Below are 7,902 nucleotides of genomic sequence, written 5' to 3' on the forward strand. Positions count from 1 at the left end.
ATGGGGTCCCGATCGGCGCCGATCGGGACCCCATCTCGATCTCAATTTTTGTAGCTCTGAGAAAGCCTAAGCTAATTTTTTGCTGGGGTTGTACTTCGAAACCGATCCACAGTCAGGGTGAATGTAGGTCGTTAACGAAACTCTGCGGGATGGCCTGGTCTCAGCGTCACGCTTTTGTGCCGGATATCAGCGTGGCGCCGAACCTGTTGCAGGGTGCCCTTTTGGTCCTAGTTTAAGGACTAAATTCACACCAGAATGCGATGGCCGCGGTGAGCGCAACAACCGGCGCATGGGCGCTTGCGTGAATGCCACCACGGTTCACACAGCCGGAAGCAGCTCCGCACCGGTCGGCATTGGATCGGTGTTGGTGATAGCTATTGGCCGGAGCACCGCAATGCGTACCCGATCTTTACCCGACGCCTTGCATGCGTACATGTGCCCATCGGCTTCGTGCATGAGTGCCGCCCGACCCAACGAAGGGCTGGGTTGGAAGACCAGCCCGCCCATGCTGACCGTCGTCGGATAACGTGATTGTCCCAGTGCTGCCGAAAGATTTTGGTGGAAGCGCTCGATTGCCGGCTGGCCCGCCGCAGTAGATGCGATCGGCATCAGCGCAGCAAACTCGTCTCCGCCGAGCCGATAGAGGCGTCCCCGTCCGTGTAGAGCGCTCGTTGCGGCTGCTGTCAGCTCGCGCAGCGCGTGGTCGCCGGCGCCATGACCATGGGTATCGTTGATGCGCTTGAAGTCGTCCACGTCGATCATCGCCAGCGCAACCGCATGGTCGCCGGGTTCACGACCGTCGAGGAGGGTTTCCAGCTCCCGCTCGAACGCCGCCCGGTTCAGAGCGTTCGTCAGCGCATCGTGCGTGGCACGGACGCGCTCGCGGTCGTAGGCGCGCCGCAACGCATGAATGACCGCGACGGTGAAGCCGTACGCGCTGAAACGGATGATCCCCCGAGCGATGGCCACCTCCGGATTGAGACCGACCTCGTGAACGTGGTGAGGAAAGATATTCAGCAGACACGCCAGGACGGTGACGAAGCAGCTCGCGCGCAAACCAAGGCGCCATCCGGCGAGTGCAATCAACGGGATGAACAGGGGCCCCATACCCACGGTCGGAAAGAGGTAGTCGGCCCTGATCAATGCCAGGCCGCAAGTCGCGAGCACCGTCCAAGTCGTGCAAGCCGACCATGCGTCGAGGCGATCGGCGAGGCTGTTTGTCGTGACCAGTTTGCGCATACCGCTTTGCGACCGATGGTGACGGGGCATGGCAAAGCAGCGACACCTCGATCAGGGTGCCATATTAAAGACGAGGTCTTAAGGAAGCCCCTGCTCAGGAAACTTCCCAGTGGCACCCATGAGGAGGCATCCCGGGTTCGGGCCGACTGTGACCCGGCTGCGCGACCATCGATCACCGGCCAGCTATTGGGCCCGATCATCGTTTCGAACGATATGTTGGGGCCGCCGCCGCTCGAGCACGGCAGTGTCAGTCGATCCCTCAAAGCCGCACTCCCGCTCTGAGGCCTTGCGTCTCACGACCTCGGACATCAGCGCCTCGTTCATCTCCGTCAAGCGCCGGATCAGCGATGGCTTCAGTAAAGGGAAGACAACCGGCACAAGGGGCCCGGAGAACTTTTCCGACTGCTGCAAGGTTACGACACCGGACGCCTCTGTCACACCAAAGCTATGTGTGCCGATCATCAGTTTCGGTAGGCCGCCGCGCCACGTCAGTCGCGCGCCAGACATCAATTTCGTGATGACCGTCGGTACGCTGAAGAACAATCTGCCGTCGATGGTCAGTTCGGCTTTCCAGGCAACACCCTCTGCCAGCGAGCCGCCTACCCTGCGGATGAATGGGTTCCACTGCGGGTACGACGGTAGGTAGATGAGCACCGCCCATACCTCATCGGCGCGCCCCGGGATCGCGAGTTCGGTGCTGATCTGCATTGGCGGCTTCTAGCCAATCTCTCGCTTGAAAGGTCTCACCAATGCCCAGCCAGCTCCAACCCCGCCGTCTCGGCCCCCACCATGACGACGAGCCGATTGATTTGTCCGAGCTCAGCCGGCACGAGCTGGTGGCCGAGGCCGTCGCGATCTTTGGTGAGGAGGCTGCCCGCGAGCTGGCAAGGCACCTGGGCGTGCCGTTCGAGGCGGCCCAGCCATGATCGCCGCCCTTCCCGATCCGCCAACCCCCGCCAGCATTCTTACGTTGATCCAAGGCATCGAGCGTCACAGCCCAGATGCGCCAGCCGCCACAGCTTTCCGGTCTGCTTTGCTCCGCGCCGGTCTGGAAGCGGATGCGGCTGGCGGTGTCGCGGCTCTGGTAGCAATGATGGACGCGGTCGTTGCGGCTGACCCCGATCGCGCCAACGTTCGGATCACACTCTTGGGCACTGTCTGGGCAGGTCTGCTTCCCGGCCCCGGCGGAAAAAATCGTCTATGACGTTGCTCTTGAAAACGGCGGGGCTCAAACCCCGCCGGAAGTTCGCCAGATCACCTTCGGCGGCATAGGCTTCAGCAGCAAGCTGTCAGGCTTACAGCCCCAGGAGCATGCTGGCCGAGCCGACGAGTGTCATGAGGAGCCCAATTACAAAGACCGCGATCATCGCGTAGGAGACAGCCTTGAGCTTCATCGTCTATCTGTCGGATCAGCAGCGGTAGCCGCCCGCAGTCTGGCCGTACTGCTTCACGGGGCGGGTCTGCTGGTTGGCATTGCCTTCAGCAGCCGAACTCATCGGGCAACCGACGTAGTCGGGGTTGTCGTGGACGCCGAGCCCGAGCGCGCCAGTGGTCTCGATCTCCTGCGTGGCAAAACCCGTCCAACGGGCACCGTTGGCGGCCATGGTTGATGAGATCGGAGCGACGCCAAGGACAAGCGCAGTGGCGGCGGCGGCGATACGGTTCTTCATTGTAAAAATATATCTCCTACAAGGTACGGCCCGGTCCTTCGAGCCTATCTCGTCTTGTATGAAACTTAGATGGGAAGCCACTTTCCGCCGTGATGTGCCGACACGCACGCACTGGAGCGGATTAAAACTCAATGTGCCTCACCACTGCCTGGTGTGGGCATCATTGGCCTTAGGGTTCAAACCCAGTCCACGAACTCGATGCCGATCTGTCCGCCGTCGCGCCACACCGCCCGGCACCGACGCGAACCACCGGATAGGTCGGTCGCCAGCTCAAATTGATCCGGTACGGTCTCGGGCCGAGCCACCAGCAGCCGCGCACCGCTGACCGAGATGTCGGCGATGGTGCACCCGGTCATCCATCCGCCATGCGAGATGACTGCCGCCTTCGAGGCGGGGCTGCGGGGTGAACGAGCGGGAAGAGCAGACACCGGCCACGCCTTGCATCTCAACCCCCTCCATCAGGGTAGAGCGCAGAGGTTGAGCAAATGCTGTCGCGCGCCGTGAGGCGAAGGCCTACGCCTGTCACTCACGAAGTGACGTGAAATCTAATAGCCGATGCTATATTCTTTGCTGGCGCAGCTAGCCTGGCTGTTTTCCCGCTGTACTTACAGCCAGGTCTGATGACGGACACGACTGATGCGAGGGAAAGGCATGCGAGCGTGGCCAAAGCGGCAACCTTAGCGGCCGCCCGAAAGGCGCTCGTAACCGCACTACCCAGGCCGTCGAGGCTATCTTGGACGGTGAGGCCGAGGCGCTGACCCGCAAGGCCGTCGAGATGGCGCTGGACGGTGACGGCCCGGCCCTGCGGCTGTGCCTCGACCGCCTGTGCCCCCCGCGCAAGGACCGGATCGTGCAGTTCGACATGCTGGTGATCGAGAAGATCGCGGACGTGCCGATCGCCGCCGCAAAGCTTACGCAGGCGGTGGCCGACGGTGAACTAACCCCGAGTGAAGCCCGTGACGTCAGCGCGGCCGTCGGCGTGCACGTTGAGGCGATCAAGGCGGTGGATCTGGACCGGCGGCTCGCCCGCATCGAGGAGGCGATGGGGAATGTACTCTAAGGTTTTGGAAGCCCGGCTCGCCAAGCTGGAAGCCAACCCCCGGTTCGGCACTCTGTCCGGCCTGTCCGATGCGGAGCTCGACCGGCAGATCGTACTCGGCATGAGCGACATGGCAGCCGAGTGGCCGTCGTTCGGCGCTATGGTCACGAACCTGTGAGAGGCGCCTATGCCAGCCGACATGGAACTCGCCGGTCAGATCGATATGTTTATCGCCGATTGGCAGGCGCAGCAGCGGCCGAAGGCGGTGTAGTAGAGCGGCTGCGTGTTCAGCTTATGCGTCAGCGCAACGTCGCAACTCGTGACCCCGCAAGGCTGACCCCTCGCTTGCCGCCGGCCGAAGGGATGGCATCTACCCAAAGGATCGGGTTTTGCCGCGAGAGATCGTGGAGGGCATTCCCGGCGAAACCGGCGACACGCCTTAGGCTGGCGCCCTCGCAGGTCGCTGCGATCTGTACCCCGAGTTGGCGTGTGTGGCTGCGCCCATAGAGGTAGATGGCAAGTCGCGCTCTTGTCGCCTCTGGAATGGCTTCGAGCTGATTAGGTAGCGCCTCTGGCTCGGCCCGATAGAGCCGATTGAGCGTATCGATCGGCACCGGGCAATCGCCGGCAGGATCCTCAGCGCTGACAGGAAAGGCTCGGTTCACGGCGGTACCTACAGGCTGACCGTGAGCAAGGTGCCGGCGGTATGGTTAACGAAGTCCCTCAGGGCGTTGGTTGCCTCATGCGGATCTCATTGTCCGAAAGCGGGGGCGCCCCCCTTACGAATAACCTTAGCCGCGTTTTTGAGTTGATAATCCTGCAGAGATCCATGGCGGATGGCTACAGAAGCAAATAAAAATTTCGGATATGACTTGCCTTATTTCGTCTAAAAGAACAATTTGCAGCCTTTGTAAGTTTAGGTACGCCATGAACGAAAACGCAGAGACCACCGATGCTCCGGCAGTCGATTTCATCGATTTGGCAGCCGACATTGTCTCGGCATACGTGTCGAAAAATTCTGTCCGGCCCAGTGATCTACCGGACCTCCTTGCCAGCATTCACAGTACGCTAACTGGGCTCAGTCAAGGCAGCGCCACCGAAGCCCCGACGGTCGACAAGCCCACCCCGTCCCAGATCCGAAAGTCGATCCGGCCCGATGCGCTGATCAGCTTCGTCGATGGCAAGCCGTACAAGACGCTGAAGCGGCACCTCAACAAGAGCGGCATGACGATCGAGCAGTACCGAGAGCGATACGGCCTGCCGCGCGACTACCCGTCCACGGCTGCCAGCTACTCCGAGCAGCGCTCGGCTCTCGCCCGCTCGCTCGGTCTCGGCCAGCAGCGCAAGAAGGCAGCACCGAAGGTGGCTGAGCCGGTGGAGACCGTCTCCGATAAGCCCAAGCGTGCCGGGCGGCCGCGGAAAGCCAAGGACGCCGCTGAGGCCTGAGGTCAAAGAGAGGGATCTGCCCGTTCCCTCTGGCGATCTCCATATCCCACCTATCGCGGCGGTTGAGTGCCCTTACACTCCCGCCCGCGAGCGCGCCGGCCGCCGTGTTCCCCCCGTTCACGTGTGGCCGGCGCATCCTATGAGAACTGCAGCAGGCGCTAAATCACTCGATTGCGATCGAACCAAGCTGCCTGAGTAGGATTGCCCTGTCATCGGACCGGATGCTCCCTGGGGGTATCCGCCAAACTCGCCGTCATGGTGCAGTGCCGACCACGGAGCGATCCCGATGTTCTATTTCGACAAGCGCCTGCAGTACCCGGTCAAGGTCGACAGCCCGGACCCGATCTACGCTCGCATGCTCCAGCAGGCTATCGGCGGCATCGAGGGCGAGATCCGCGTGTGCATGCAGTACTTCTTCCAGGGCTGGGGTGCGCGCGGGCCGACGACCAAGTACCGCGACATGCTCCTGCACACCGCCACCGAAGAGATGGGCCACGTCGAGATGTTGGCTACGGCAGTGGCACTCAACCTAGAGACGGCACCCACGAAGGTGCAGGAGGCCGGAGCCACTGATAAGATCGTCGGTGCGGTGATGGGCGGTGAGAACCCGCGCCATATGGTCGAAGGCATGCTGCACCGGCATCTGCTCTCGACCGGTATGGCTGCCTTCCCAGCCAACTGCGAGGGTGTGCCGTTCGACATGAGCCACATCTACGCCAGCGGAAACCTCGCCGCCGACATGTACTGCAACGTCGCTGCCGAGAGCACTGGTCGCGTTCTCGCCGTGCGCTTGTACAATGCCACCAACGATGCCGGTATGAGGGACATGCTGAGCTTCATGATCGCCCGGGACACGATGCACCAGCAGCAGTGGCTCGCGGTGATCGAGGAGATGGGCGGCCACGCGGGCACGCTGCCGATCCCGAACTCCTTCCCGCAGAGCGAGGAGAACCAGAAGTTCAACTACAACTTCTTCTCCTCGTCCGCGGATGGCTCACCGCCTCCCGAAGGCCGCTGGACGCAGGGCCCATCCCTCGACGGCAAGGGCGAGTACAGCATCGTCCAGAACCAGCCGATGGGTCAGGAGCCGGTACTCGGTCCGGCACGGCCTGACAGCGGTGCCCAGAGCGAACAGATCGGCTGAGCTGCGAATGCCTCGCTCCTCGACAGTCAAAAGCCTATATCAGGTTTGTAGCAGAAGATGGGGCGGGGCTTGTAGTGCGTAACGTTGAAGGCGAAGTCGTCGGTGACAGGATCCAGCTCAGGCGTAGTGCCGAGGCAAAGCGCCCTCTGGTGCTGCGCCTGAGCCGGATTGAGGGGCAGATCCGCGGCCTACGCTCAATGATCGAGGAGGACCGCTACTGCTTGGACGAGATCCAGCAGATCACGGCGACAACTGCGGCTCTGCGCGAGGTGGCGCTCATGATCATCGCCGAGCATGTGACAGTCGGTGCGGAGATCGCGACTGAGCCCGGAGCCAACAAAGAAATGGCTAGTTTGGTTGATGATCTACATGATCGGTTTCTGAAGATTTCAGGCGAAGTCGAGATCACCGATGCGAATGAGAGACCGCATCTGACGATGTCTGACCCACCGTCCAGCGATCTTTCGGTGCTTAGTCTCGATCTCGTTGTGAGCGTGGATGGCGATAGCGTTCCCGGGAGTCGCTGGGCTTCGTGCACTCTGCAGAACCGTACCTTTCCAGGTGCTTACGCCGCGGTTAGGGTGATGTGGCAGGGCGTGGAAGTCGCGAGTCTTCCGCTCTAATCGCTGAGAACTCCTATACCCCTAGAAATCGTGCCGAGCTCTCCGAAGGCCGCGCGTGCAGATACCGGCCCGTCGTCGCTACCGAGGCATGTCCGAGCGTGGCCTGCACGAGGTGGATCGGCGCCCCACGATCGAGGCTGTGCGAGGCGTGAGCGTGCCGGAGCCAGTGCGCTGAGACCTCGGCCTGTAGGCCAGCCCGGGCTGCAGCGGCCTTCACCACCCGGTGGACGGCGCTAGGATCGAGCGCCCCGCCCTTCCGCGACAGGAATACGGGCGCGTCGGCAGCTGGAATGGCCAAGTTGTCTACTCCAGCCCTCTCGCGCAGGGCTGCAAGCACCTTCCACGTCGCGACCGACAGCAGCACCACCCGAGTCTTGCCGCCCTTGCCGAACACCGTCGCCTGTCCGGCCTCATCCCGGGTCATGAGATCCCGCCAGTGCAGGCCGCAGACCTCGGAGATGCGCAGGCCGCCGCCGTACAGCACGGTCAGCAGCACGCGGTTTCGCAGGACCGGCTCCTGTCGGATCATCAGCAGGGCATCAGCCTCGGACATGATCCGCTCGGCCAGGGTATTCTTGATCGGCGGCACCTTCACGGCCGCGCCGATGTTGAATCGCAGGAACCCGACCTCCTGGGCGAAGGTGAGCAGCGACTTCAGCGCCGAGGCCGCGAGTGCCACCGTGGCGGACGACCCGGGCAGGCTGGCGAGGTAGTCCTGCAGCTCGCCCATCCGCACCGACC

10 protein-coding genes and 1 pseudogene are annotated in these 7,902 nt (G+C 62.4%); 6 read left to right on the forward strand and 5 right to left on the reverse strand.

Going from position 1 to position 7,902, the window contains the following annotated elements; all coding sequences use genetic code 11:
- Positions 1 to 318: 318 nt before the first annotated feature.
- Together FV242_RS31255 and FV242_RS31260 are read right to left on the reverse strand one after the other, a co-directional pair.
- On the reverse strand, positions 319 to 1,239 hold the full coding sequence (locus tag FV242_RS31255; RefSeq protein ID WP_187278635.1) for a GGDEF domain-containing protein: 921 nt from the start codon (positions 1,237 to 1,239) through the stop codon (positions 319 to 321).
- Between the two features lie 183 nt (positions 1,240 to 1,422).
- Positions 1,423 to 1,947 (reverse strand): SRPBCC domain-containing protein, encoded by a 525-nt coding sequence (locus tag FV242_RS31260; protein ID WP_147941639.1) that lies wholly within the window; start codon positions 1,945 to 1,947, stop codon positions 1,423 to 1,425.
- Positions 1,948 to 1,988: 41 nt separating this feature from the next.
- Here FV242_RS31260 and FV242_RS34985 point away from each other — a divergent pair, with 41 nt between their 5' ends.
- Positions 1,989 to 2,165: a hypothetical protein gene (locus FV242_RS34985; RefSeq protein ID WP_187278636.1), complete on the forward strand. Its 177-nt coding sequence runs from the start codon at positions 1,989 to 1,991 to the stop codon at positions 2,163 to 2,165.
- A 483-nt stretch (positions 2,166 to 2,648) separates the two neighbouring features.
- On the opposite strand, the gene FV242_RS31265 is transcribed toward FV242_RS34985, so the two are convergent.
- Together FV242_RS31265 and FV242_RS31270 are read right to left on the reverse strand one after the other, a co-directional pair.
- Positions 2,649 to 2,909: a hypothetical protein gene (locus FV242_RS31265; protein WP_147941640.1), complete on the reverse strand. Its 261-nt coding sequence runs from the start codon at positions 2,907 to 2,909 to the stop codon at positions 2,649 to 2,651.
- 176 nt (positions 2,910 to 3,085) lie between these two features.
- Positions 3,086 to 3,337 carry a PilZ domain-containing protein gene (locus FV242_RS31270; protein WP_187278637.1) on the reverse strand — a complete coding sequence of 84 codons (252 nt, stop codon included), beginning with the start codon at positions 3,335 to 3,337 and terminating at the stop codon, positions 3,086 to 3,088.
- Positions 3,338 to 3,579: 242 nt separating this feature from the next.
- Here FV242_RS31270 and FV242_RS31275 point away from each other — a divergent pair.
- From FV242_RS31275 to FV242_RS31290, 5 genes and pseudogenes are all read left to right on the forward strand, one after another.
- Positions 3,580 to 3,969 (forward strand): annotated as a pseudogene (locus FV242_RS31275) (DUF5681 domain-containing protein); the annotation flags it as partial.
- Entirely contained in the window at positions 3,959 to 4,126 is a 168-nt protein-coding gene (locus FV242_RS34990; RefSeq protein ID WP_187278638.1) for a hypothetical protein, read from the forward strand. The pseudogene FV242_RS31275 and the gene FV242_RS34990, both read left to right, overlap by 11 nt.
- 749 nt (positions 4,127 to 4,875) lie before the next feature.
- On the forward strand, positions 4,876 to 5,394 hold the full coding sequence (locus FV242_RS31280) for a MucR family transcriptional regulator (protein ID WP_147941642.1): 519 nt from the start codon (positions 4,876 to 4,878) through the stop codon (positions 5,392 to 5,394).
- 286 nt (positions 5,395 to 5,680) lie between these two features.
- Positions 5,681 to 6,538, forward strand: a complete 858-nt coding sequence (locus tag FV242_RS31285; RefSeq protein ID WP_147941643.1) for a manganese catalase family protein — start codon at positions 5,681 to 5,683, stop codon at positions 6,536 to 6,538.
- A gap of 149 nt (positions 6,539 to 6,687) precedes the next feature.
- A complete protein-coding gene (locus tag FV242_RS31290) occupies positions 6,688 to 7,161 on the forward strand; it encodes a metal-sensitive transcriptional regulator (protein WP_246692976.1) in 474 nt (157 codons plus the stop codon).
- Positions 7,162 to 7,174: 13 nt separating this feature from the next.
- On the opposite strand, the gene FV242_RS31295 is transcribed toward FV242_RS31290, so the two are convergent.
- Positions 7,175 to 7,902: tyrosine-type recombinase/integrase (locus tag FV242_RS31295; RefSeq protein ID WP_147941645.1), on the reverse strand; the 728-nt coding region annotated here is incomplete at its 5' end.

It is taken from the genome of Methylobacterium sp. WL64, assembly GCF_008039945.1.
Taxonomy (GTDB): domain Bacteria; phylum Pseudomonadota; class Alphaproteobacteria; order Rhizobiales; family Beijerinckiaceae; genus Methylobacterium.

What these genes read in the sequence shown, in the direction of transcription:
- FV242_RS31255 (WP_187278635.1), bottom strand. Translation starts at nt 1,239, where the DNA reads ATGCGCAAACTGGTCACGACAAACAGCCTCGCCGATCGCCTCGACGCA.
- FV242_RS31260 (WP_147941639.1), bottom strand. Translation starts at nt 1,947, where the DNA reads ATGCAGATCAGCACCGAACTCGCGATCCCGGGGCGCGCCGATGAGGTA.
- FV242_RS34985 (WP_187278636.1), top strand. Translation starts at nt 1,989, where the DNA reads ATGCCCAGCCAGCTCCAACCCCGCCGTCTCGGCCCCCACCATGACGAC.
- FV242_RS31265 (WP_147941640.1), bottom strand. Translation starts at nt 2,909, where the DNA reads ATGAAGAACCGTATCGCCGCCGCCGCCACTGCGCTTGTCCTTGGCGTC.
- FV242_RS34990 (WP_187278638.1), top strand. Translation starts at nt 3,959, where the DNA reads ATGTACTCTAAGGTTTTGGAAGCCCGGCTCGCCAAGCTGGAAGCCAAC.
- FV242_RS31280 (WP_147941642.1), top strand. Translation starts at nt 4,876, where the DNA reads ATGAACGAAAACGCAGAGACCACCGATGCTCCGGCAGTCGATTTCATC.
- FV242_RS31285 (WP_147941643.1), top strand. Translation starts at nt 5,681, where the DNA reads ATGTTCTATTTCGACAAGCGCCTGCAGTACCCGGTCAAGGTCGACAGC.